The sequence below is a fragment of the Alteromonas sp. KUL42 genome (genome assembly GCF_006538325.1).
In the GTDB taxonomy this organism is placed as follows: domain Bacteria; phylum Pseudomonadota; class Gammaproteobacteria; order Enterobacterales; family Alteromonadaceae; genus Alteromonas.
In genome coordinates, this window is record NZ_BJKK01000020.1 from 26,538 (window position 1) to 49,842 (window position 23,305).

The following is a 23,305-nucleotide window of genomic DNA, read 5'->3' on the forward strand; positions in this document are numbered from 1 at the left end:
ACTTGCGCCTCGTTCTGAGGGCCGCGCTAAAGCGCGTTCAAAGTCGTTCCGTTAAATATGCTTATCAACCAAAGCATGAAACGCCTCAACCGCCTTATCAAAGCTCTCATCGTTATCAAAATAAAGCTGGCTTAGCCGGCTTTTCTTTATTTGATAGGTTTTGCAGGCAAACGCTAAAGCCTCTCTAAAACTATCGAATTCTTGATCGAAAACTTTAAATACCTCACAACGCACTTTCCCCACCCGCGTTATATTGCCGTTTACCTCGTAGTCGAACCCAGCAAAGTTAAGCCTTGAAAGGGTTTCTTTGCCTAAACGCATACCGCCTTTTAAGCTTATTTGAAAAGCGGCGTCCATTTCTTCAATTTCTTCCATACTCCAGTGGTTAAATACCCTAGTAGCCTTTTTGTATTTCTCTGCTAATCGCGTTTTTAATACAGCTATTCTGGGCTCTAATGTTCCACTGTTTTCATTTTTGAGTAGGTCGAAACATTCATTGCATGAAGGCACTGAAATGAAATCTACGTCAAGGTTTCCACTGCGCCAGTCATGTATAAACTTTATGGGCGGGATAAAGTCATTGCGCGCCATTTCACAGCCGCAGTAAATACAGCGGTTAAAGTCTGCGGCATTTACCGCGCGCAATGGCGTGTAATACTTTTCGTATTTCATGCGTAATGCATTTTAAATAGCACATAAGGTATATGCCATTTAACTAGCTCACTATTCTTCAATTTGAATACTGAACTCTGGCATTGCCTGAATCACTTTTTTCACTGTACAGCTGTTGGCCGCAGCTAGAAGTGGCTTCTTATATTTCTCGGGAAAACCTTCAGGCAACGTAACTTTAATTGAAAAAGCCTTGTGGTACTTATCTTCACCAATAGTACTGTGCTCTTGGCTTAAACTTATACCGTCTGTACTAATGTCTCGCGCTTCACAAAACTTGCGAATATAAAACGCCGCACACAATGGCATGCTCGCTAAAAAGTAATCAAAAGGCTCAGGGTAAGCTTCATCGCCACCTGCAGACACGCTTTGATCGCTGATAATTTGATGTTTTCCAAAACTCGCTTGTAATTTTTGGCCTTCTAAAAGTGCGATATCTATTTTCATTTCGGCATCCTTATATTCAATTAACTTAATAAACGATACGTTAATCGTAAACGAAGTATCAACTGGCGTTAATATTATTTATAAAAGTCTTATGTCACTTCTTACTCAACATACAGGTAACTACTATGAGAAGCGCACTAAAAACAAAAAATTAAACCTTGTGGTTTGCTATTTAATAGCTTTATTCGGGTTTCACTCTGGCGCATACGCACAAATGTCTGCATTTAGCGATGGCCCAGTAATAAAAGGTTTTGGTAAAACAGCACCTGTACCCTCGCATACCGTGTCTGAAAATGATGTATTCAAAGTTGCATTTGACGTAGCCAGTGCAGCCAATACTGGTGAAGTAAACCGTAAATTCGATAGTTTGGCGCGCTTTATTAACATGCATACTGCAACTGGCGTTAAGAAAGAGAACTTACAGCTTGCACTTGTTGTGCATGGCAAGGCGCCCTTCGATTTATTGAATAACACCGCTTACCAGAAAAAATTTGAAACTACCAATGCTAACGTTCCTCTGCTTAACGCGCTTCTGCAAAATAATGTGCGCGTAATTTTGTGTGGCCAAAGTGCGGCTGCCCACGGAATTAATAGCAGCGAGCTAGTTGAAGGTGTTGAGGTTCAGTTATCAGCAATGACTGCTCATGCATTGCTTCAGCAAGATGGCTATACCGCAAACCCTTTTTGAGGCCCGATAGAAATCACTTGATACCTTAAAAGGTAAACCACTGACTAATGAGGGAGCCTATCCCTCATTAACTGCGCTTTTCACGCTGCCTTTCTGCTTAATTACTTGCATTCTGATTTCCTAAACGATTAAACCGATGACAAACTTCAGAAAAACATATTAGAAAAATCTGATAAACTCCTTTACATTAAATGTGTAAGTTAAATACACCTTAAATAAAAGAGAGCTTAATCATGACTACAGAAACTCAAAGCAACGTAACTTTTCCGCAACTAAACCGTCCTGCACCAGATTTTTGTGCAAAGACAACGCACGGTCAAAAATCACTTTCTGATTATAAAGGTAAGTGGTTAGTGCTGTTCTCCCACCCTGCTGATTTTACGCCAGTATGTACCACTGAATTCATTGGCTTCGCTAACGCGGCTGATAAATTCGCTTCACTAAATACTGAGTTACTAGGCCTTTCTATCGACAGCACACACTCGCACATTGCATGGGTTCGTAACATCAAAGAAAAGTTTGGCGTAACCATTCCTTTCCCAATTATTGCTGATTTGTCGATGGAAGTAGCAAAATCGTACGGCATGGTTCAACCTGGTGCTAGCGACACGTCTGCAGTTCGTGCAACCTTTATTATCGATCCAGAAGGCATACTGCGTGCTATGGTGTACTACCCTATGAGTAATGGCCGCGCAATTAATGAGTTTGTAAGACTTGTTGAAGCACTTCAAACCAGCGACGAGCACAGCTGTGCAACGCCTGAAAATTGGAAAGTAGGTGACGAAGTAATAGTACCACCTCCACACACGATTGAAGATGCAGAAGGACGAGAGTCTGCTGGCTACAACTATGTTGACTGGTATTTTTGTAAAAAAGCACTGTAACTAAACGTCATAAGCCGGTGGCATAACGTTTATGCTACCGAATTTTAAATTTAGGAGGGTATTATGGATATTGAAATTACTTCTTTCTTAGACGATGACAGTGAAACTTTTACTTATGTGGTTGAAGATAAAACGTCTTCAAAAGCGGTAGTCATCGACCCCGTTTTAGATTTTGATTACAGTGCAGGCCGTGTTTATACCGCAAGTGCAGAAAAAATAGCAGACTTTATCGACAAGCGCGGATTAGCAGTAGAGTGGATTTTGGAAACACACGCACATGCCGACCACTTGTCTGCCGCCCCAGTTTTTTAAGCGTAAGTACAATGCAAAAATTGGTATTGGTGCGCGTATCACTGAAGTTCAGAAAACCTTTAAGGCCCTGTTTAATTTAGAGAAAGAATTCTTACCTAATGGTGCACAGTTTGACAGGTTATTTGAAGAAGGCGACGTACTAGAAGTAGGTAATCTGCGCTTTGAAGTAATGCACGTACCTGGCCACACCCCAGCCGATATTGCATACCTACTAAATAAAGAGTCTGTATTTGTTGGCGATACGCTGTTCATGCCCGATGTAGGCACGGCAAGATGTGATTTTCCTGGCGGTAGCGCAGCGACGCTTTATGACTCTATACATCGCATTTTGGCACTTCCCGAAGAAACCAATATTTATGTTTGCCACGACTATCCTACTCAGCACCGTACACATGAAAGTAAGGTCACTGTGGGAGAACAGCGTGAATATAACATTCACGTAAAAGACGGCATTTCAAAGGCTGAGTTTGTAAAAATGCGAGAAACACGAGATGCCACTCTAAGCATGCCAAGGCTTATTCTGCCTTCAATACAAGTTAATGTGAGAGCGGGTGAGTTGCCGCCACCAGAAAATAACGACGTTAGTTACATCAAAGTTCCTATTAATCAACTTTAAGGTGGGCAGTGAAACCACAAAGCTTCGCACTTGTGAATTAAAAATATGCTGTCACCCGTGAGTTACTCATTATTGTAAAGAACTAGATGCTGTTAGCGACCTAACCCAAATAAGTATTTACTTACTTTGTAAAACAAAGAACCGCTCTTCGCTAACAGCAAAGTTAGTTATGTGTATGTGACACAATCACGTTTTTTGTTTGATATCAATTTATCTAAGGCATAAGCCGTAGGAAAAATTTAGTTTAAAGCCTATTAAGCTTAAACAGGGTAGCGAACTGTTTTTAAGCGGTTAAAAATCAAAAACTACTGCCAAACCTACAACTTTCGAGCTTCCAAGGCCTTCGTGATAGTCAAAGTGAAACTGCGGTGACAAGGTATACCCTTTATATCGAAATTCGTATAGGGCTCCTAATCGCGTAACGAAAAACTCGTGCTCAGATGTGTACTCGTAGCCGGGCCCAGAAAATTCCGTACTACCCATAAAAACCGATAGATGATTAGGACCATGCTCACTATTAGCTTCTTCAGTGAAGCTCAGCATAGCAAGCAACAATGATGTGAGTAACTTCGGCTCTACTCGCCCACTTTCTGCTGAATATATTTTTTCATTTTAATAGTTCATAAATAGTGCGCTCTTCATAAAGCGTAGACGGTTATTTATTTGTTTCTAGCAAAGCTATATCGATGCTTTGTAACCCAACCGGCAATGAACAGGCCAATAGAAAAAATGAAATGCGATATCAATACTTTTATTTGAAGTATTGTAGGGTTCGGTGTGTGTAAACCAGCTACGCCATATCCCATTCCAGGGTACATAATGAAAAAAGGAATACTGCAAGTAACTAAACCGACAATGAATGCGGGCGCAAAGGTGGGCTTGCGTATCCACTTAAGCCCAGTGAAGGCTAACATAAGAAACGCAAATCCTACACCAATTGCATAATGCCCAAACCACCCCAGCATTAGCTCCCCTACCCGCGGTGATGACGATTTAATTGATTGATGAGAAAACACACCGTCGATCATGTAAATGACCCATCGCCCAATGAATTCATATCGCGTTAGTGGTTTATTAAAAATAATGTGTTGCATGTAGTTCACAACGTCTAAAAAGGCCGTTGCAGCTACACCCAGTAATGCCGCAAGTAAAAGCAGCTTTGTTATACTATTTTTGCTTTGTATATCTTGGTTCATAATAAATGACCTAAAAGCGCCACCTCAAATGAGGTGGCGAAGTAGTGTCGACCATATCTAAAATAGAAAAAGCATGAAGTGTCGTGTGAGTAAGTAAACGAGACTACTTATCACTTTGCTGCGATTCGGGTTTAGCCAGCCATTCACGGCCTTTTAACATACCTTCCCAATAAATAGGCGGCAGCAATTTCTCTTTTAAATACCAAGCAAGGCGCGATGGTTTAGTGCCATCTAGCACCCATGTAGGCATACTGTTAAGAATTTTTCCGCCGTAGCCAAACTCGGCCAAAATCACTTTGCCCCGTTCTACAGTAAGCGGGCAGCTGCCATAGCCGTTATAAATTGCTTTACCTGTTTAAACACCTCGTTCGTAAAGCAAATTATTAGCAACCACTGGCGCCTGCATACGCGCAGCTGCCGCGGTTTTGGCATTAGGCGCATTTATCGCATCACCAAGTGCAAAAATGTTTGCGAATGCCTTATGCTGTAATGTGGATTGGTCAACATCAATCCAACCATCACTGTCTACCAACGGGCTAACCTTAATGAAGTCAGGTGGCGATTGAGGTGGAACCGCATGCAACATATCAAACTCGGTTTCGACAAGCGGCACCTCTGGATTTGCCACATTCTTGAATGACGCTACCTTTGCCTTACCATCAACCTTAACCAATTGGTGTTCGAAGTTAAGTGCTGCGTTGTATTTTTTAACGTACTCCATAAGTGCCGGTACATATTCTTTGACACCAAAAAGTACGGCTCCCGTATTGTAAAACTCAACGTTAATGTCGTTTAGTACGCCCTCTTTAAACCAATGATCGCAAGACAAATACATGGCTTTTTGCGGTGCCCCTGCACATTTAATTGGCATTGGCGGCTGCGAAAACACAGCTTTACCTTTCTTGAGGTTTTTTACCAGTTCCCACGTATACGGCGCTAAATCAAACCGGTAGTTTGACGTTACCCCATTTTCACCGAGTGTTTCGCTCAGCCCTTCTATTTTATTCCAGTCAAGCTTAATTCCAGGGCATACGACTAAATGCTCGTACTTAATTGTGCGGCAGCCGTCTACCACTATCATGTTTTCTTTTGGCGCAAATGCCGCTACACCAGCTTTTACCCATTTAACACCGTTGGGTATAACAGAAGCTACAGTGCGCACGGTTTCATTCGCATTAAACACACCACCACCCACTAATGTCCAACCAGGTTGGTAGTAGTGAACTTCATTAGGCTCAACAATGGCTATGTCTAAATCTGGGCATCGCGCCTTCAAGCTAGACGCAACGGCAACACCACCCGCACCAGCTCCTACAATTACAACGGCGTGAGAGTGGTCAGCATGATCGCTTGGCGTCTCACCACCGTTTTTTAGGCGTCGAACTACCCCACTTAAGTCATAACCCGCCTTCTGTGATAGACAGAGAATTTCTTCATAAGAAAGAGTCTTAGCGGCTGTCATTGCCCATAGCGTGATAGAGCGAGTACCAGTTCGGCAATAAGCAAATACGGGGCCTTCTAATTTTTGTAAATTTTCTTCAAAGTTTATCGCATCTTGCTGAGTTACTTTTCCACTTACTACCGGCTGGTATACACAAGGTAACCCAAGTGATGTCGCTTTCGTTTGTATCTCAGAAAATGTGGGCTGGTCTGCACCTTCACCGTCAGGGCGATTGCAAATGATAGATTTGAACCCTGCTGCTTTTATCGCTTCAATATCATCAACTGATACTTGGGGTGAAACAGACAGCTGTGGTGTTACGTTTGCGTACTGCATAACTCACCTCCTAAATAGCGTTTACAGGAATTTTAATAAACTGCTTACCACCAGCAGATGGCGCACCAAATTGGCCATTACGAAGGTTTGCTTGAATAGCCGGCAAGAGTAATTTTGGCACCGCCAATGTTGCGTCTCTTGCTTCGCGCTTTTCCACATATTCTTGAAGCGTTACTTCAGGACGAATTTGCTTATTGGTTTCTTTCGCTTCTTTTATCGAAACCGTTGATAAGGGAGCAGAACCCTCTTTGGGGTAGTCATGCCCGAGATAAACAACGGTATCATCAGGAAGTGTAAAGAAGCGTTGAATAGTATTGTAAAGCTGCTCCGCACTACCACCGGGAAAGTCGCAACGCGCTGTACCTAAATTCGGTGCAAACATAGTGTCACCAACAAATACTTTGCCATCTACTAAGAAGCTTGCGCATGCAGGCGTATGTCCAGGTGTATGCCACACCTTCACTTCGTATTCACCGATGTTGAATTTGTCACCTTCTTCGAACAAAACGTCGAACTGACTTCCGTCTCGCGGCGTGTCATTAGATGTTTCAAATACATCAAGCCATGTATCAAGCACTGTTTTTATGCCAGAACCAATTCCAATTTTCCCACCGACGTTAGCCTTTAAGTAGTGTGCCGCTGTGATGTGATCAGCATGTACGTGTGTTTCCAAAATCCACTTATTGGTAAGCTGGTTTTGGTTGATGAAGTCGATAACCTTGTCGGCACTTTCCGTTGAGGCCCGGCCGGAAAAAATATCGAAATCGGCTACCGAGTCTATAACTCCACACTCTTTGGAAATGGGGTCGAATAGAACATAGGTAAACGTGGCAGTCTTTTCGTCGTAGAATGTTTCAACGTTCATGGGTTTCTCCTAAAGAAGCTCTTTGGTCATAATGAAAACGGCAATAACTAAAGTGAAAAATGCAAAGAACTTCTGCAAAGCTGCACCATCAAGTTTTCCTGCCACCTTGGTGGAGATTGCCATCCCAATAAACGTGGCCACCAACATAAGCGGCAGCAAAGGCATCTCCAATTGAATTCCAGTTTGTAAGTCGCCAATAAAGCCGAGCAATGACTTTAAGGCGATAATGAACAGTGACGCACCCACTGCGTTTTTCATGGGCATGCCTAAAATAAGCACGAGTGCCGGGATAATAAGAAAACCACCACCGGCTCCCAAAATACCGGTGATTACACCAACCACAGCGCCTTCAACAATGATAAGCCCTACATTTGGCTGCTTGTTAGTTTTAACCTCAGTTGAAGGAGCCGATTTGCTATATGCTTTTTTCAACATCATCGCGGCTGATGCCAGCATTAACGCTGCGAATAACACCATAATGCCAAGGTTTTTATCGACACTAATCGATTGAAAGGTGATGGTTTCTGGAATGGCCGGCATTAGGTATGCGCGTGTAAGATACACCGCAATAATGGACGGAATGGCAAATAAAATAGAAGCCTTTACATCAACAAGGCCTTCCTTGAAATACCTGACTGCACCATATGCAGCTGTTGCGCCTACTATCAGCAAAGAATAACCCGTGGCGATATCTGGAGTTACACCCATAAGATAAACGAGAATAGGCACAGTAAGGATAGACCCTCCCCCTCCTATCACGCCTAAGACCATTCCCATGAGAACAGCTGCTAAGTAACCAAGAATAACCATACGAGCACCTATATTTCATTTTGTTATACCTTAGAACAAAATATACAATAATGCACATTCCAAATATATATTTAATTTTTGTGGTACTGTAAAATTAGTAAATCAAGTTAATCGTTTTTTTAGATATCCCATGAAAATCAATACCTTCACCAATTTGGCGTTTCGCGTTTTAATTTATCTCGCACTGCGAAAAAACCAACTTGTAAAGACAAGTGAGATTGCAGATGCCTATTTCGTGTCATTCAATCACTTAAAAAAAGTGATAACTTTGCTAATTGAACATGGGTATATATCTGGTACAAAAGGGCGCGGGGGCGGTATAAAACTAGCCAAAAATCCCGAGCAAATAGGTATTGGTGAGGTTTTTCGGTTAACTGTAGAGGACGTTGCGCTTGCAGAGTGCTTCGCGTCACCAACTAACAAGTGTGTTATTTCCCCAACATGCAGGTTGAAATCAATTCTTCAAGATGCAGCAGAGAAGTTCATCAGTGAGCTCGATCAGTTTACGCTTCAAGATTTAGTTAAAGATAGAGAAGGCGCACTGGCCATGCACCTTGCGATAGATTTTATCGAAGTAGAGTAAATTGTATAGGGACATGGCGCTCCCGACAGGATTACTCGGCGCTTCCTGTGCCTCGCCCTTCGGGCCGCGCTAAAGCGCGTTCAAAATCGCCGAGTGTCGGCCCAGTCCTACGATTTTGTCGAACTAAGGTTCTCATCTTCGAAAATACCGTAGATACAAAAAAACCAGCACACGGCTGGTTCTTTTGTATCTGGCACACCCGGCGCGATTCGAACGCGCGACCTTTGCCTCCGGAGGGCAACGCTCTATCCAGCTGAGCTACGGGTGCGTTGTGTGGCGTTCGCCTGTATGATGGTGCGTTATTAAACGCTGGTGGCGAACGGGGCGTAATCATACTTAGGCCGTGGGCATGCATCAACTGATTTATGAAATTCTCTTTCTTTGCTGCGTGTTCATTTATTAAAAATCCTTACTTTTTCTGGGTAATTGACCGCAAACAGTTGTCCAACCCCAATTTACCGTTATAATCTGGCCAGTTATATTTTAAACAAATTCATCATTGCCTGGAGACAGATGTGAAATTAAAGACTTGGTTAACTGTTGCTGCTACTGCGCTAACCGTTTTTGCAGCACAAGCACAAGAAATGAGTAACGATGAAATTGCCGAGCGCATTAAGCCGGTTGGTCAGGTTCACGTAGCCGGTGCAGCAGCAGCGGGTGGTGCGGCAGCCGCTGGCGGTGCAAAGTCAGGTGAAGACGTTTATAACTCTGCCTGTGTTGCGTGTCACTCTGCAGGTGTACTAGGTGCACCTAAACTACACGTAGCAGCCGACTGGCAGCCACGCCTTGACGAGCGCGGCCTCGATGGCGTTTGGCAGAATGCCTTGAACGGTATTAATGCAATGCCTCCTCGTGGTACATGCGGCAACTGTTCAGACGATGAAATTAAAGCAGCAATTGAATACATGATCGAAGGTATCTAACGTCTTCTAACGGTCATCAAATTGCTGAAAAAAGTAGCGTTTTCCCGGCTAATCGGTTAGTTTAACCGCTCGGGGAAACCTTCTTTTTTTCACACCGGCGAATGGAATGTCATCAGATTCAACGCAATATGAGTTGACCGAAGCGGAACTACGCGAGTTAATTCCTCAGCTTCAACAACTTACTGATAAGTATAAGCGCGCTGAACGTGTTCAGAAGGCGCTTTTTGACATATCTGAACTTGCCAGTTCTGTAAGCCACCTCAACCGTCTTTATTCTGCCATTCACGAAATCATCGCCGATTTTATGAATGCCGATAACTTTTTTGTAGCCTTCTACGAACCTGAAAGTAGCATTGTGGATTTCGCCTACTTCGTTGATGAGTTCGACGAACAAACCGTACGCCAGCTTCCAGCCGACAGCTTAATGGACGGCATGACCGGGTACATTTTAAAAACTGGTGATCACTTATTCTACAAACGTGACGATGAGGCCAGCATTGCCGAAGAGCGCGGCTTTAAGTTAGTGGGATCACAGCCCTTTGAATTACTTGGTGTTCCCCTAAAGCGCGGCAGTCAGGTTATTGGCGCCATGGTGGTTCAAACCTACGACGAAGGTGTGCACTACACCCCAGAAGACTTAGAAGTTTTATTGTTTGTGTCGCAGCACATTGTAACCACGGTAGACCGAGTAAAAAGCCGCGAACTTACCGAGCGCACCATTCGCGAACGCACGCGCCAATTACGTAAAATTAACGACGAGCTTCAAGAAGAAATTCTGGAACGCCAAAAGGTAGAATCGTTACAACAAGCGCTGTTTGAAATATCAGAACTTGCCGCAAACCTTGAAGGCGACATGAATGTTTTTTACTCCAGCCTTCACGAAATTCTAGAGCGGCTTATTAGCGCACCAAACTGCTATATTGCTATTCACAACAAAGAAGAAGATGTACTTGAGTTCCCGTATTTTAGTGACGTAATGCAAGAACAGGCGCGCACGCGCCCGTTGGGCTTGGGGCTAACAGAGCTAGTGTTACGTACAGGGCAAGCCGAACTACTTAACCCTCCACGGGTGTTGCAGTTAGCGGAAAGTGGTGAAATTGACGTGTCGGTAGCGCAGCAAATGCTCAATAGCGCTAACTCATGGTTGGGTTCACCGCTTATTGTTGACGGTGAAATAGCCGGTGTTATTGCGGTTCAAACCTATGGTAAACATGCTAAGTACACCTCGCGCGACCAAGAACTTTTGCGTTTTGTGTCGCACCATATTGCCGTTGCCATGGAGCGCAAGCGCAATACCGAGTCGATGCAGCGTTACAACATTGAACTGGAAGAGCGTGTAAAAGAGCGCACTGGCGAGCTAAACCGCGCCAATAAGTTCTTAAAGCAGCAAATTGAAGAGCGTAAAGAGATAGAACTTAAGCTTATTCACGATGCGCACCACGACTCGTTAACCGACTTGCCTAACCGCGCCATGTTCACCAGCCGTTTGGAGTTGGCGATTGCCAGCAAACAGCGTTATGGCGAGAACATGTTTGCGGTACTGTTTATCGATCTTGATCGCTTCAAAGTCATTAATGACACCCTTGGCCATCATGCTGGTGACGAATTTCTCGTGGAAGTTGCGCGTCGTATTGCCCTGTGTATTCGTGGCCACGATTTACTGGCCCGTTTAGGTGGCGACGAATTTGTAGTGCTATTAGATAACTTTGAAGATGCAGGCGACGTTGAAGAAGTTGCAAGGCGAATTATTTCGTCTATTTCAGAGCCATTCTTGCTAGATGGCAGAGAAATGTACTCTGGCGCCAGTGTAGGTATTGCGCATCTTGAAAGCTACTACCGCAGTGCCGATGAGGTATTGCGCGACGCCGACGCGGCAATGTATCAGGCCAAAACACTTGGGCGTGGCCGCTTTGTTATGTTTGACAAAAGCATGCGCGACCGTCTTATTGAAGAGCTTGAATTAGAAAACGAGTTCAGACGCGCACTGCGAGAAGAAGAGTTCGACTACTTCTTACAGCCGGTTATCGATTTAAAAGACAACCATACACTTTATCGCGAAATGTATATTCGCTGGTCGCACCCCGCTTATGGCAAGATTGCCCGCGAGCAGTTCAGACAAGTGGCAGAACAAAGTGGGTTAACCCTCGATTTAGATTTGTTCCAACTTAACAAAGCCTGTGAGTTACTAAATCATTACAAAGATACTGACGAAGACATCAATAAAATTGCGGTAAACGTATCAATAAATCATTTGCTTCAAGCCTCGATGGTGAACCAAATGATCAGTGTTATTGAGTCCTCAGGCGTTAAACCTAAACAGATTGTGTTTGAGTTTGACGAAAACGACCTAAACCGTCGCTCACAGTTTATTTTGCCTGCCATTAAAAAGCTAAAACGCGCTGGAGTAACGCTTGTATTAGATAATTTTGGTAGTGGATTGGCATCGCTAAGCTATTTATTTGCCTACCCCTTCGACTTTATCAAAATCGACCACCGTTTTGTGAAATCACTCCCGCGCTCGCAACGCAACTTAAAGCTTATTCAGTCGGTAATGCTCATTTCTGAACACCTTAAGTTCGAAGTTATTGCAGAGGGTGTTGATTCCCAAGCCCAGCTTGATGCGCTAAACGAAATTGAATGCACCTATGGGCAGGGTAAAATTCTTAAGCACGCCAAAGTATTGGATATGTCTGACTTAGCGAACGGCTAACGCTAAGCCAATCTCAATAAGCTAGTCGTTTTTTTCCTAAGATATCTCGCAAATTAGCAATACCCACCTGCGCTTTCTGCTGTCGCTCTTCTTTTGTCGCTTTGGGCTTTTGGTTTTCCCACTGTACGTCATCGGCAGGAAGCTCGAACAAAAAGCGGCTAGGCTCAGGCTGGATCACTTCACCAAACTGACGGCGCTCTTTCGCTAGGCTAAAGATAAGCTCCCTTTGTGCCCGTGTAATTCCCACATAAGCTAAACGGCGTTCTTCTTCCACGTTGTCTTCGTCAATACTGCTTTGGTGAGGTAGCAAGCCCTCTTCCATACCTACCAAAAACACAATGGGGAATTCCAAACCTTTCGAAGCGTGCAAGGTCATGAGTTGTACTTGGTCACCGTCGCCATCATCTTCACCGCGTTCCATCATGTCGCGTAAAATTAAACGGTTCACCACTTCAGTTAGTGTCATCGGGCTGTCTAGGTCGGTGCCTTCCAGCATGCCATTTACCCAACCAAACAGAGTACTTACGTTAGCCATGGCCATCTCAGCGGCTTTAGGGCTGGCACTTTGTTCGTACAACCACTCTTCGTAGCCCATGGTGCGTATCATTGTACGTACCACTTCTGCGGTATCACCACGCTGTGCATTGTCTGAAAGCTCTACCACCCATCGCGCGAAACCAGATACCGCATGAAATGCCTTATCTGGTAATACACTGTTTAAGTTTGGGTGCGTAGCCGCTTCAAACATTGACACGCCCAAGCTATTAGCAAAGTTGCCCAGTTTTTCTAACGTGGCTCGCCCTATTCCCCGCCCCGGCGTATTAATAATACGAAGCAGTGCGTTGTCGTCGTCTTGATTCACCAATAGACGTAGGTACGCCATAATGTCTTTTACTTCAGCACGACCAAAGAACGACATTCCGCCACTTATTTTGTAAGGGATGCGGTTGCTCATTAGCAACTTTTCAAATAACCGGCTTTGGTGATTACCGCGATACAAAATGGCGTAGTCTTTGAACTGCGTGCGGTTCATAAACTTGTGCGCGAGTAGTTCTGCAACCACCCGTTCGGCTTCATGCTCTTCGTTTTTGGCTTCTATAACCTTCAGTGGCTCGCCGTATTGCAGTTCAGAGAATAGGGTTTTATCAAACAAATGCGGGTTGTTCTGAATAAGAATGTTAGCGCAGTGCAGTATGCGCCCGGAAGAACGGTAATTTTGTTGAAGCTTAATAACATTTAAGCGGGGAAAATCTTGTTGCAACAAGTGCAAATTTTGAGGCTTTGCACCACGCCACGAGTAAATAGACTGATCGTCGTCGCCTACCACAGTAAAGCGTGCTCGCTCCCCCACTAACAGCTTCACTAGTTCGTACTGACTGGTGTTGGTGTCTTGGTATTCGTCTACCAACAGATAGCGAATTTTGTTTTGCCATTTACTGCGCACTTCCTCACTGGTTTTAAGCAATAAGGTAGGCAGTAAGATCAAGTCGTCAAAATCTAGCGCGTTATAGGCTTTTAAATTGTCTTGATAGCGTTTATACGCTTCGGCAAATTCACGTTCACCTGTACTTTGCGCCTGTTTTAACAGTGCGTCGGGCAGGATCAGGTCATTCTTCCAATTTGATATACAGCTTTGCAAAAGTTGTAGCTGATCTTTATCGCCATCTATTGTGTCGGTGGTTAAGTCATTAAGAAGCGCCATTGAATCTTTGTCGTCGAAAAGCGAAAAGCCGGGTTTCAATCCAAGCTGCTTTACGTGCGCCTTAATTATATTTAACCCCAAGGTATGGAAGGTTGAAACCTTTAAGCCACGCGCTTCTGGTTTACCCAAGGTTTGCGCCACACGCTCTTTCATTTCGCGGGCGGCTTTATTGGTAAAAGTTACAGCGGCAATGTAGCGCGCAGGCATATCGCAGTTTCTTACTAAATGAGCAATTTTATTGGTAATAACACGTGTTTTACCGCTACCTGCCCCCGCTAATACCAAGCATGGGCCTGATACAAATGTGACGGCAGATTCTTGAGCTTCATTAAGTTTCATTAAGTTCCTACAATAAGATGCAAATGGGCTTCAACACGGTTTTCTTTGCAAGTAGTGCCGATACCGATAGAATAGCGTTAATTTATTAAGCTGCGCATTATAAGGGAATTCCATGTTGGATCCGAAGAAACTCGAAGATTTAGCAAAACAAATTGCTGATGCTATTCCGCCAGGCGTTAAGAATATGGCTGAAGAAGCAGAAGGTAGAGTGAAAACAGTACTGCAATCGCAATTGTCAAAACTAGACTTAGTCACCCGCCAAGAGTTCGATATTCAAAGCCAAGTGCTTATTCGCACTCGCGAGAAGCTTGATGCAATGGAAGCGCGTGTTGCTGCACTTGAGGCAAAACTAGAGCAACAATAGATTTAAAATAGAAATGCCCTGAAGTGCAACTATTCTAGATTTTCTATAAAGCCTGTTTAGCCAGCTTTTCTGGCTATTCTACTAGCTACCCACTTTGGCAGCGTGCTGCGACGCTTTTTACCCAATATAAAACTGCAGTAGCACGCCCAGGGTGATCACTAACCCCATATAGTGATTTTCCAAAAAGGCAGTGAAACAACCTTCACGCTGTCTACGTCTAATAAGCTGATATTGTCTAACGCACAGCAAAGCCGCAAAGGCCAGAGCCGTATAATAGGGCCACGAGGCAGCAATTGCCTGCCCAACACCAATTAATATAGCTAGCGTCACCACTTGTAAGCCCATCACAATGCGCACGTCGTTTTTACCAAACAAAATGGCGGTAGATTTCACCCCAATTTGCAAGTCGTCATCTCGGTCAACCATGGCATACATGGTGTCATAAGCCACTGTCCATGTAAGATTCGCGACAAATAGCCACCAGCCATAAACAGGAATAGTTTCAAGTACCGCCATAAACGCCATGGGTATTGCCCATCCAAATGCGGCACCTAGCACCACTTGTGGTAAATGGGTATAGCGCTTCATAAAAGGGTAAGAGGATGCCAGTAAAAGTGCCGCCACAGACAACGCAATAGTCTGCCAGTTGAGAAACAACACCAAAATAAATGCAATAGCCACCAGTGCGCCAAATAGCTGTAAGGCCTGTTTTGCCGTCACCTCACCGGTAGCTAGCGGGCGCTGAGCCGTACGCTTAACGCTGCCATCTACTTTTCTATCGGCATAATCATTTATTACACACCCAGCAGAACGCATAACAACCACACCGGCAACAAAAATCAGCGTAATATCCCAAGCAGGTAACCCTTGTGAAGCTATTAACAGAGCCCACAGTGTTGGCCATAACAAAAGGTAAATACCCACTGGCTTGTCTAAACGCATTAAACGTACATAAGCGTTTAAGTTATATGTCGTCATCATGTTTTCTCTACTGCGTAAGCGGCGTTGTAAGCAGGTGAATTTGGCAAAAATATTTCAGCAACAATCATGCTTTGTTGCCCTAACGTAAACTTCGAACGTCTTCCCCACAAGGTTGCGCTTTTGCTAAAACCCAGCTCAAGAGCATCAAGCGAACATATTTCGAAGGTAGAACGCGCAAATCGGCTGTCGTTGAATATACGTTTTCCCAGTGGCTCGCGACCTAAGTTTGACAACTCGGCATCCACAAAACTTTGCGGAATAACTGAACGGGCAAACACCCAGGGGTTATTGTCACCGCACAGAAGAATTTCACGCACTTGATAGTGTGAAGTTTCATTTCCCGAAAGAATAGCCAACTCATTATTGTGCGGCACAAGAGGCTGTTGACCTAATAGCTCTAACGAAAAGTGGGTACACTGCGACTGCACACGCTCAGTTAGCGACCCCGTATCAAGCAACCAATCTTTTAGGCAGCCGTCACCAATGTGTACCCCTTGAGGGTTTAGCCATGTAACGGGTAAACCCACAGGGAAAGTGGCATTAAAACTCACGTGAAAAAGCTCGTATTATTAAACTGTTAATATCATAACACGTATCAAAACGGTGTAATTGATTGTGTAAGCGTGAATTCGTAGCTTATATCGTATTTTCTATTGCGTTTTAATACCAACAAGGTAATAACTAGCTTATCTTTGGATATTTTTAGTACACTTCTACTTTTGCAGTAGTGCGTTTCCATTGAGATTTGCGTAAACTATGTAGTGTATTTATTTTAATTTTGGGTTCATTGGTCTTATCCATGCTTAAGTCTTTATTAATACGTAGCTTTCTTGTGGGTTGCATTGCTTTTTGCAGCGCCGGTACAACTATGGCACAAGAGAAGTCTAACTACGCCTATTTAGGCTTAGAGCCAGAAATAGTCACCAACTATGTTAGCGATAACGCCAAGAAGTTAGGTTATGTTCGCGTATCGGTTGAACTGATGATTTACGACGTAAATCAATTGGAAATTGCCGAGCACCACATGCCACTGTTGCGCTCAACAGCCATTGAGATTTTTGGTCAACAGCCAGAAGAAAAAGTGAAGTCTCTCACCGGACGTGAAGATATCAGGCGCGCCATTTTAAAAGCGCTGCAAGATCACATGAAAGAAGAAACGGGCGGTGAAGTAGTTAAAAATGTCATTTTCACCAAATACCTGTATCAAGGCGGTTAAGGGTAAAGCTCAGCAGCCGTTACCCATTCAGCCATTAGATTAAAAGCAAGCTTAGCTTGCTTTTTTTGTACCTATACTTAGCAACGCCGCCAGTAAACAACCTGATATCAAACCGGCAGTATGTGCCGCATTGGCCATGTTTACCCATAAAATATCCGCATAGCCCAGGACTAACCACACCAACATAAAACCCACAATGGAGTTTGGTAATGAAAGCCCCCAACTGGGGCGTAACCACCCAAGCCACCACACAAAACCCATCACGGCATACACCACACCAGACAACCCACCAAATAACAATAAATTACCTTGCACGGGTACACTAAACATTGCTTGGGCCACGTTTGAAACCACCGCCGACACAACAAATACAATAAGTAGCATACTTATGCCCAGTACTCGTTCTATTTTTGCGCCAAGCGACCCCCACCACAAAAGGTTAAACACTATATGTAGTACAGAGAAGTGAATAAACGCAGGGCCAAGCAAGCGCCACCATTCATGGTTTTGTGACAGTACTGATATTGGCTGCATTAACAAATGTTGCGCGATAGGTGAAAACAACCCTAGAAATGACAAGACATAAACCGCTATACATAGCAAAAAAACCGTAGAAGTAAATGGCGCATTTAATCCATCGCGTATGATGTTGCCAATAGAAAAGCCGCTAGCACTCGGTGCGAGCCGGACATTTTTGCCACTATCCCAAGCTGCTTGCTGATATTTCGGATCGTTAGGGTTATTCAGAAACTCTTGTGCAATAGCATGGGCAGACTCGGTATGTTCTGCATCAGATAGCACCACAATAAATTCGTCTTTTTCACTACCTAGAATAACTTTGGCTGGTATGTGCTGGCTGGTTAGATAATTGGCAAGTAAATGTGCAGCGCTCTGCTGACTAAAAGCAATTAATGGCTGATCCATGAATAAAGCCTGTAACCTTCTTGTGTTATTAATACTTAGCAGAAAGGGACATCATAAACCATGATAGGCCATAAATATGAAAAAAGGTGCCCAAAGGCACCTTTTCGTATGTTAAGCAGTCACTACCGGGTTAGCTAATCGCCATGCTTCAAAGCCACCGTCCATACTATAGACGGTTTCAAACCCTTGCTGTGCTATCACTTGAGCTGCTTGCTGACTGCTCACTCCGTGGTAACACACAACTACCACTGGGGTGTCTTTTGGCGTCTGTTCAATAAAAGTCGCGAAATTGTCGTTATTCAACGGCGCCGCATTTGGCATATGTCCATTGGCATACGACTGTGGGTCGCGAATATCAACAATAGCAACGTCGCCCTGAAAGTCCGCTACATCTTGAACACTAATGTGTGAGAATGTTGTCATACTTGCCAGTCCAAAATAACTTTACCTGATTGACCTGAGCCCATGGTATCAAACCCTTTCTGAAAGTCATCAATAGAAAAAGTGTGCGTGATAATTGGCGACAGATCTAAACCGCTCTGTAACAAGCTGGCCATTTTGTACCAAGTTTCAAACATTTCTCGACCATAAATGCCTTTGATCACCAAGCCTTTAAAAATGACCTGGTTCCAATCGATGGCGACATCTTGCGGCGGAATTCCCAACATGGCAATTTTGCCACCGTGGTTCATCTTATTCAGCATATCGCGAAACGCGGCTGGAACGCCTGACATTTCAAGACCCACGTCAAAACCTTCGGTCATGCCTAGGTCGTCCATAACGTCTTTCAAGTTTTCTTTGCTCACATCAACAGCGCGAGTAGCACCCATTTTTTTCGCAAGCTCTAAGCGATAAGGGTTAATATCGGTAACAACCACATGGCGTGCGCCTACGTGTTTGGCAACGGCCGCAGCCATAATACCGATAGGGCCAGCGCCAGTAATTAAAACGTCTTCTCCGACTAGGTCAAAGCTTAACGCGGTATGTACAGCGTTGCCAAAGGGGTCAAAAATAGATGCCAATTCATCACTGATGTTGTCAGGAATTTTAAATGCATTGAACGCGGGAATAACTAAGTACTCAGCAAACGCACCTGGACGGTTTACACCAACGCCTTCGGTATTGCGGCACAAGTGAACGCGGCCTGCACGACAGTTTCGACAATGACCACATGTAATGTGGCCTTCACCAGAAACTCGGTCGCCAATATTGAAACCCTTGACTTCCTGCCCCATACCAACCACTTCACCTACATATTCGTGGCCGACTACCATAGGCACTGGAATCGTGTTTTGTGACCACTCATCCCAGTTGTATATGTGCATGTCGGTACCGCAAATTGCCGTTTTGCGAATTTTAATCAGCAAATCGTTGTGGCCAACTTCTGGCTCAGGCGTATCTTGTAACCAAATGCCCTTTTCAGCTTTAGCTTTTACTAAGGACTTCATGAAATCACTCCCATTTCGCGACCCACTTCAATGAATGCGTCTACCGCTTTGTCTACGTGCGCTAAGCTGTGACCCGCAGACATTTGAGTGCGAATACGGGCTTGTCCTTTTGGTACAACTGGGTAAGAGAACCCAATCACGTAAATGCCTTTCTCAAGCAATTTATCAGCCATTTCACTGGCTAAACGTGCATCGCCAAGCATCACAGGGATAATAGCGTGATCTTTACCTGCAAGTGTAAAGCCCGCCTCTTCCATACGCGTGCGGAAGTGATTTGCATTGCGCCATAAGTTCGCACGCAGCTCATCACCGTCTTTCATCATTTCAAACACTTGAAGTGACGCAGAAACAATAGGTGGTGCAACAGAGTTAGAGAACAAGTAAGGGCGAGAACGTTGACGCAACCATTCCACCACTTCTTTTTTACCTGACGTATAACCACCAGACGCACCACCAAGAGCTTTACCAAGTGTGCCAGTAATTATATCTATACGGCCCATTACGCCGCAGTATTCGTGACTGCCTCGGCCATTTTCACCTAAGAAGCCCGTAGCATGACAGTCGTCAACCATAACCATGGCATTGTATTTATCAGCCAAGTCGCAAATGGACGCAAGGTCAGCAATAACACCGTCCATTGAGAATACACCGTCAGTGGCAATTAGCTTAAAGCGCGCGCCATCGGCATCAGCCTGCTTCAATTGCGCTTCCAGTGCCGCCATGTCGTTGTTGTCATAGCGGTAGCGCTTCGCTTTACACAAGCGCACGCCGTCGATAATACTGGCGTGATTTAGCGCATCAGAAATAATCGCATCTTCTGGGCCAAGCAGGGTTTCAAACAAACCGCCATTGGCATCAAAACACGATGGATAAAGAATGGTATCTTCCGTACCGAGAAAGTCGCTGATAGACGATTCTAACTGCTTGTGAATATCTTGGGTTCCACAAATAAAGCGCACCGACGCCACACCAAAACCATGGCTGTCTAAACCTTCTTTGGCCGCCTGAATTAAACGCTCGTTGTTCGCCAAACCAAGGTAGTTGTTCGCACAAAAGTTAATAACGAGCTCACCATTGGCAACGCCAATATCAGCTTGTTGTTGTGAGGTGATCACACGTTCTTTTTTGTACAAACCATCTTGTTTTGTGGCTTCAATTTGCGATTGCAAATGCGAAATAAATGCCGCAGACATGCCATTCTCCGATTGTAGGTATTTAAAAACCGTTAGTGTAATGAAAGCGCACTGAAGGGTACACATTAATGCGCTGTATTTAATGGGTTCGTCGACTAAGCTTGTAAATTATTTAGCACACTTAGTGAAACATTGCATAGGATTGCATAGAAAGTGCCGATGGTTTATTAATTTAAACCCTGCCAGTTCACTTCAACGGCCAGCAAGCTCTAAGCAGATTCGCGCCAGTAACCTAAATTTACTCGGTGTCCCAACACATCCCAAACATCAGCTTCAGGAATGGGTTTACTAATTAGATAGCCCTGCCCTATATGACAGTCGAATTGGCATAGCAGTTCATACTGTTCCGGTGTTTCAATACCTTCGGCAATCACTAACATGCCCATATTACTCACCATAGAAATGGTCGAATGAACAATGTTTCTGTCATCTGCGCTGCTAGCGATGTTAGCGACAAACGAACGGTCAATTTTTATAAAGTCAGCGGGCAGCGACTTGAGATAGCTAAGCGATGAATAACCCGTACCAAAATCATCAATGGCAATCATGCAGCCCATTTCGCGAATAGTGCGCATTATACTGGTAGCTCTGTCGATATCAGACACCAACACCGTTTCGGTTAGCTCTAAACACACCTGCTCTGGCGCTATTTCGTTATTGATGATTTGTTGTTGTAGAAAATCGGGCAAATTGGGGTCAAGGAACTGTCCAGCCGATAAGTTGATAGCCAGCTTGATATCACCATAGCCACTGTTTTTTAACTCTTTGATCAAATAGGTAGCCCTTGTAACAACCCAGTAGTCGAGTTCCAACATAAATGAGGTGCTTTCCAATAAAGGAATAAAGTCGGCTGGTGAGATTGGGCCTTTAGTGGGATGTGTCCAGCGCAATAGCGCTTCAAACCCCACCAGCTTACCAGTTTGCATTTCAATTTGAGGCTGCAATGCTAAGCTAAATTGATTGTCGCGAAGTGCTTCTCGCGCTTCAGATTCCAGCTCTACTTTTTGCATGACTTTTTGATTCATGGTGGCATCGTACACACGGTATTCAGCCCCTTTCTTCTCTTTGGCTTCGTACATGGCAATATCAGCATGGCGTAACAATTCCGCCGGTGTTGCCATTGAATGGGTCGTAATGGCAATACCTATACTGATAGATACGTAAAAACTCGTGCCCTCAACAATGATTGGCTCTTTAAACTCATCTATAAGTTTTTTCGCCACATCGTCTACTTGTTGTTTATTTGCAATGTGTGAGAGCAAAACAACAAATTCATCACCGCCAAAGCGCGACGCTATATCGGTTTCCCTAAGCGGCCTTGAGATCCGCATTGCAGCGGCTTTAAGTAATTTATCTCCGACATCATGCCCGTGACTGTCATTCACTTTTTTGAAGTCATCTAAGTCCATAAACATCAAGGCAAGTAACTGATCTTCCTTTGCAGTACCATCTAATTGCTTTTCTATTTGAAAGGTAAGCATGTTGCGGTTAGGTAATCCCGTTAACACATCAAACATCGCCATTTTTTCTAATTTTGCGGTGTTAATGGCCATTTGACCGTCGAAGCTTTCAAGCTGTCTGGCTAAATTATTCGCAGCATCTTCAACCACATCTAGCTCGTCGGTTAAATTAAACAGCGGCGCTTTCCTGCGCTTTGCGGTTACCGCATAGAACTCATCAAACTTGTGCTCTGCCAGCATAGGCAAACGCTCGCTAACACCTAAAAGACGAATGCGATATTGGTTTAAAAACAGGTATATAAGAAACGAAAACACAATAAATAGGGCCGTGGCCGTTGAAATAACAACGTAGCGATATTGTGCATTTTGTAATTGTTTATTCGTCACATCTTGCACTATAAGCAAATAGGGGTGATCCCCCGTGGCATGGTTAAATGGCAGTAAACTCATTAATAACTGCTTGTCATCTAGTGGCGCCAATAAACCTTGTGTGATTAATGCGTCAACACTCCAACCTTCAGGTAGGGCTTCAAATAAGCGTTGCAAATATTGTCTATTAGCTGCCGACTGTTGGCTGGAAATAACCAGCTGAGTTTTGCCTAATGCGTCTTCTGCTTGCTGAACAATAGCAACCTTGTGTACGTCTGTAGCACGGCTGAACAAATAGAGAAGCTCTCGCATAGAGGCCGAAACGACAATAACAGGGACGGTATTGGTGTCGGTCATAATGGGAATAGAGATGTAGTGTGTACACACTGACGCGCAGTACAATAAAGAGCGACTTTCAAACGTAGCACGGGTAGTTTCTACCAAACGAGTAACTTCTTCCGTTGCTTTTATATTGGTGTTATTGACAACGCCCTGCTCACCAAAAAGATAGATTTGTTCAACCTGGAAATTCAGCGTTAGATACTCATTCAAGTCGCTAAGAGTATTCTCTAAGGCCTCCAGTGAATTAGCCTGAGTACCGCTTTTGTGGCTAATGATATCTATTAGTAAAATCATTCTGTTGTGCAATATTTCTTCGAATAGTTGCACGCGGCGTTGGTTGTTAATTTGACTTTCGGTTTGTTGCAGCAATACCCGTTCTTCGGACTCTTTAATCAATACTGCCGAGATAACAATGGTTACCGTTAGCACCATTGCCAACAGCGTGATGATGGTTTTAGTGGTAAATGAAACCTTAACCTTCATCACG

Annotated in this window: 23 protein-coding genes, 1 tRNA gene and 1 pseudogene; 8 read left to right on the forward strand and 17 right to left on the reverse strand. The window is 44.1% G+C overall.

Features of this window, described 5'->3' with window-relative positions:
• Window positions 1–51 precede the first annotated feature (51 nt).
• Window positions 52–672 (reverse strand): hypothetical protein, encoded by a 621-nt coding sequence (locus EYR97_RS18890; RefSeq protein WP_131095317.1) that lies wholly within the window; start codon window positions 670–672, stop codon window positions 52–54.
• 51 nt (window positions 673–723) lie between these two features.
• Complete coding sequence (locus EYR97_RS18895) at window positions 724–1,116, reverse strand: OsmC family protein (protein ID WP_131095318.1); 393 nt, start codon at window positions 1,114–1,116, stop codon at window positions 724–726.
• A gap of 214 nt (window positions 1,117–1,330) precedes the next feature.
• On the opposite strand from EYR97_RS18895, the gene EYR97_RS18900 reads away from it, so the two are divergent.
• The 3 genes and pseudogenes from EYR97_RS18900 (at window position 1,331) to EYR97_RS18910 (ending at window position 3,616) form a co-directional block, all read left to right on the forward strand.
• Complete coding sequence (locus EYR97_RS18900) at window positions 1,331–1,804, forward strand: DsrE family protein (protein ID WP_131095319.1); 474 nt, start codon at window positions 1,331–1,333, stop codon at window positions 1,802–1,804.
• A 233-nt stretch (window positions 1,805–2,037) separates the two neighbouring features.
• Window positions 2,038–2,688, forward strand: coding sequence for a peroxiredoxin (locus tag EYR97_RS18905; protein WP_131095320.1), 651 nt, complete (start codon window positions 2,038–2,040; stop codon window positions 2,686–2,688).
• A gap of 63 nt (window positions 2,689–2,751) precedes the next feature.
• Window positions 2,752–3,616 (forward strand): annotated as a pseudogene (locus EYR97_RS18910) (MBL fold metallo-hydrolase).
• A 291-nt stretch (window positions 3,617–3,907) separates the two neighbouring features.
• On the opposite strand, the gene EYR97_RS18915 reads toward EYR97_RS18910, so the two are convergent.
• The 6 genes from EYR97_RS18915 to EYR97_RS18935 form a co-directional block, all read right to left on the reverse strand.
• Window positions 3,908–4,159, reverse strand: coding sequence for a hypothetical protein (locus EYR97_RS18915; RefSeq protein ID WP_242635125.1), 252 nt, complete (start codon window positions 4,157–4,159; stop codon window positions 3,908–3,910).
• Between the two features lie 116 nt (window positions 4,160–4,275).
• A complete protein-coding gene (locus EYR97_RS18920; RefSeq protein WP_131095321.1) occupies window positions 4,276–4,812 on the reverse strand; it encodes a DUF2938 family protein in 537 nt (178 codons plus the stop codon).
• Between the two features lie 103 nt (window positions 4,813–4,915).
• The gene (locus tag EYR97_RS22540; protein ID WP_242635126.1) at window positions 4,916–5,107 is read right to left on the reverse strand and encodes a hypothetical protein; all 192 of its coding nucleotides are present in this window, start codon (window positions 5,105–5,107) and stop codon (window positions 4,916–4,918) included.
• Window positions 5,108–5,167: 60 nt separating this feature from the next.
• Complete coding sequence (locus EYR97_RS18925; RefSeq protein ID WP_242635127.1) at window positions 5,168–6,589, reverse strand: bifunctional protein tyrosine phosphatase family protein/NAD(P)/FAD-dependent oxidoreductase; 1,422 nt, start codon at window positions 6,587–6,589, stop codon at window positions 5,168–5,170.
• A gap of 10 nt (window positions 6,590–6,599) precedes the next feature.
• Entirely contained in the window at window positions 6,600–7,454 is an 855-nt protein-coding gene (locus EYR97_RS18930; RefSeq protein WP_131095322.1) for an MBL fold metallo-hydrolase, read from the reverse strand.
• 9 nt (window positions 7,455–7,463) lie between these two features.
• Entirely contained in the window at window positions 7,464–8,264 is an 801-nt protein-coding gene (locus tag EYR97_RS18935; protein ID WP_131095323.1) for a sulfite exporter TauE/SafE family protein, read from the reverse strand.
• Between the two features lie 130 nt (window positions 8,265–8,394).
• On the opposite strand from EYR97_RS18935, the gene EYR97_RS18940 reads away from it, so the two are divergent.
• Entirely contained in the window at window positions 8,395–8,847 is a 453-nt protein-coding gene (locus EYR97_RS18940; protein WP_131095324.1) for an Rrf2 family transcriptional regulator, read from the forward strand.
• A gap of 191 nt (window positions 8,848–9,038) precedes the next feature.
• Here EYR97_RS18940 and EYR97_RS18945 read toward each other — a convergent pair.
• Window positions 9,039–9,115, reverse strand: a tRNA-Arg gene (locus tag EYR97_RS18945).
• A gap of 247 nt (window positions 9,116–9,362) precedes the next feature.
• Between EYR97_RS18945 and EYR97_RS18950 the strand changes: the two genes are divergently transcribed.
• On the forward strand, window positions 9,363–9,770 hold the full coding sequence (locus tag EYR97_RS18950) for a cytochrome c5 family protein (RefSeq protein WP_131095325.1): 408 nt from the start codon (window positions 9,363–9,365) through the stop codon (window positions 9,768–9,770).
• Window positions 9,771–9,876: 106 nt separating this feature from the next.
• A complete protein-coding gene (locus tag EYR97_RS18955; RefSeq protein ID WP_131095326.1) occupies window positions 9,877–12,480 on the forward strand; it encodes an EAL domain-containing protein in 2,604 nt (867 codons plus the stop codon).
• 13 nt (window positions 12,481–12,493) lie between these two features.
• Here the strand turns inward: EYR97_RS18955 and rep are convergent, their stop codons facing one another.
• Window positions 12,494–14,521 (reverse strand): DNA helicase Rep, encoded by a 2,028-nt coding sequence (gene rep / locus EYR97_RS18960; protein ID WP_131095327.1) that lies wholly within the window; start codon window positions 14,519–14,521, stop codon window positions 12,494–12,496.
• Window positions 14,522–14,633: 112 nt separating this feature from the next.
• On the opposite strand from rep, the gene EYR97_RS18965 reads away from it, so the two are divergent.
• Window positions 14,634–14,885 (forward strand): ubiquinone biosynthesis accessory factor UbiK, encoded by a 252-nt coding sequence (locus EYR97_RS18965; RefSeq protein WP_131095328.1) that lies wholly within the window; start codon window positions 14,634–14,636, stop codon window positions 14,883–14,885.
• 117 nt (window positions 14,886–15,002) lie between these two features.
• Here the strand turns inward: EYR97_RS18965 and ubiA are convergent, their stop codons facing one another.
• Window positions 15,003–15,866 carry a 4-hydroxybenzoate octaprenyltransferase gene (gene ubiA, locus EYR97_RS18970; protein ID WP_242635128.1) on the reverse strand — a complete coding sequence of 288 codons (864 nt, stop codon included), beginning with the start codon at window positions 15,864–15,866 and terminating at the stop codon, window positions 15,003–15,005.
• The gene (locus EYR97_RS18975) at window positions 15,863–16,417 is read right to left on the reverse strand and encodes a chorismate lyase (protein WP_131095329.1); all 555 of its coding nucleotides are present in this window, start codon (window positions 16,415–16,417) and stop codon (window positions 15,863–15,865) included. Before EYR97_RS18975 ends, ubiA begins: the two co-directional genes overlap by 4 nt.
• 248 nt (window positions 16,418–16,665) lie before the next feature.
• Between EYR97_RS18975 and EYR97_RS18980 the strand changes: the two genes are divergently transcribed.
• Window positions 16,666–17,082, forward strand: coding sequence for a flagellar basal body-associated protein FliL (locus tag EYR97_RS18980; RefSeq protein ID WP_131095330.1), 417 nt, complete (start codon window positions 16,666–16,668; stop codon window positions 17,080–17,082).
• Between the two features lie 51 nt (window positions 17,083–17,133).
• Here EYR97_RS18980 and glpG read toward each other — a convergent pair whose 3' ends face one another.
• From glpG to EYR97_RS19005, 5 genes are all read right to left on the reverse strand, one after another.
• Window positions 17,134–18,006 carry a rhomboid family intramembrane serine protease GlpG gene (gene glpG, locus EYR97_RS18985; RefSeq protein ID WP_131095331.1) on the reverse strand — a complete coding sequence of 291 codons (873 nt, stop codon included), beginning with the start codon at window positions 18,004–18,006 and terminating at the stop codon, window positions 17,134–17,136.
• A 111-nt stretch (window positions 18,007–18,117) separates the two neighbouring features.
• On the reverse strand, window positions 18,118–18,429 hold the full coding sequence (gene glpE / locus EYR97_RS18990; protein WP_131095332.1) for a thiosulfate sulfurtransferase GlpE: 312 nt from the start codon (window positions 18,427–18,429) through the stop codon (window positions 18,118–18,120).
• Entirely contained in the window at window positions 18,426–19,454 is a 1,029-nt protein-coding gene (gene tdh, locus EYR97_RS18995) for an L-threonine 3-dehydrogenase (protein ID WP_131095333.1), read from the reverse strand. Before tdh ends, glpE begins: the two co-directional genes overlap by 4 nt.
• On the reverse strand, window positions 19,451–20,647 hold the full coding sequence (gene kbl, locus EYR97_RS19000; RefSeq protein WP_131095334.1) for a glycine C-acetyltransferase: 1,197 nt from the start codon (window positions 20,645–20,647) through the stop codon (window positions 19,451–19,453). The genes tdh and kbl overlap by 4 nt, the downstream gene beginning before the upstream one ends.
• A 209-nt stretch (window positions 20,648–20,856) precedes the next feature.
• A complete protein-coding gene (locus EYR97_RS19005) occupies window positions 20,857–23,301 on the reverse strand; it encodes a bifunctional diguanylate cyclase/phosphodiesterase (RefSeq protein WP_131095335.1) in 2,445 nt (814 codons plus the stop codon).
• Between the last annotated feature and the right edge of the window lie 4 nt (window positions 23,302–23,305).

Excerpts from the sequence above, each read along its gene's own strand:
- kbl (WP_131095334.1), bottom strand. The coding sequence starts at position 20,647 with ATGTCTGCGGCATTTATTTCGCATTTGCAATCGCAAATTGAAGCCACA.
- EYR97_RS18955 (WP_131095326.1), top strand. The coding sequence starts at position 9,877 with ATGTCATCAGATTCAACGCAATATGAGTTGACCGAAGCGGAACTACGC.
- EYR97_RS18895 (WP_131095318.1), bottom strand. The coding sequence starts at position 1,116 with ATGAAAATAGATATCGCACTTTTAGAAGGCCAAAAATTACAAGCGAGT.
- tdh (WP_131095333.1), bottom strand. The coding sequence starts at position 19,454 with ATGAAGTCCTTAGTAAAAGCTAAAGCTGAAAAGGGCATTTGGTTACAA.
- EYR97_RS18900 (WP_131095319.1), top strand. The coding sequence starts at position 1,331 with ATGTCTGCATTTAGCGATGGCCCAGTAATAAAAGGTTTTGGTAAAACA.
- EYR97_RS18930 (WP_131095322.1), bottom strand. The coding sequence starts at position 7,454 with ATGAACGTTGAAACATTCTACGACGAAAAGACTGCCACGTTTACCTAT.
- EYR97_RS18915 (WP_242635125.1), bottom strand. The coding sequence starts at position 4,159 with ATGCTGAGCTTCACTGAAGAAGCTAATAGTGAGCATGGTCCTAATCAT.
- EYR97_RS18980 (WP_131095330.1), top strand. The coding sequence starts at position 16,666 with ATGCTTAAGTCTTTATTAATACGTAGCTTTCTTGTGGGTTGCATTGCT.
- EYR97_RS18905 (WP_131095320.1), top strand. The coding sequence starts at position 2,038 with ATGACTACAGAAACTCAAAGCAACGTAACTTTTCCGCAACTAAACCGT.
- ubiA (WP_242635128.1), bottom strand. The coding sequence starts at position 15,866 with ATGATGACGACATATAACTTAAACGCTTATGTACGTTTAATGCGTTTA.
- EYR97_RS18920 (WP_131095321.1), bottom strand. The coding sequence starts at position 4,812 with ATGAACCAAGATATACAAAGCAAAAATAGTATAACAAAGCTGCTTTTA.
- EYR97_RS18940 (WP_131095324.1), top strand. The coding sequence starts at position 8,395 with ATGAAAATCAATACCTTCACCAATTTGGCGTTTCGCGTTTTAATTTAT.
- EYR97_RS18935 (WP_131095323.1), bottom strand. The coding sequence starts at position 8,264 with ATGGTTATTCTTGGTTACTTAGCAGCTGTTCTCATGGGAATGGTCTTA.
- rep (WP_131095327.1), bottom strand. The coding sequence starts at position 14,521 with ATGAAACTTAATGAAGCTCAAGAATCTGCCGTCACATTTGTATCAGGC.
- EYR97_RS18965 (WP_131095328.1), top strand. The coding sequence starts at position 14,634 with ATGTTGGATCCGAAGAAACTCGAAGATTTAGCAAAACAAATTGCTGAT.
- glpE (WP_131095332.1), bottom strand. The coding sequence starts at position 18,429 with ATGACAACATTCTCACACATTAGTGTTCAAGATGTAGCGGACTTTCAG.
- EYR97_RS18925 (WP_242635127.1), bottom strand. The coding sequence starts at position 6,589 with ATGCAGTACGCAAACGTAACACCACAGCTGTCTGTTTCACCCCAAGTA.
- EYR97_RS18890 (WP_131095317.1), bottom strand. The coding sequence starts at position 672 with ATGAAATACGAAAAGTATTACACGCCATTGCGCGCGGTAAATGCCGCA.
- glpG (WP_131095331.1), bottom strand. The coding sequence starts at position 18,006 with ATGGATCAGCCATTAATTGCTTTTAGTCAGCAGAGCGCTGCACATTTA.
- EYR97_RS19005 (WP_131095335.1), bottom strand. The coding sequence starts at position 23,301 with ATGAAGGTTAAGGTTTCATTTACCACTAAAACCATCATCACGCTGTTG.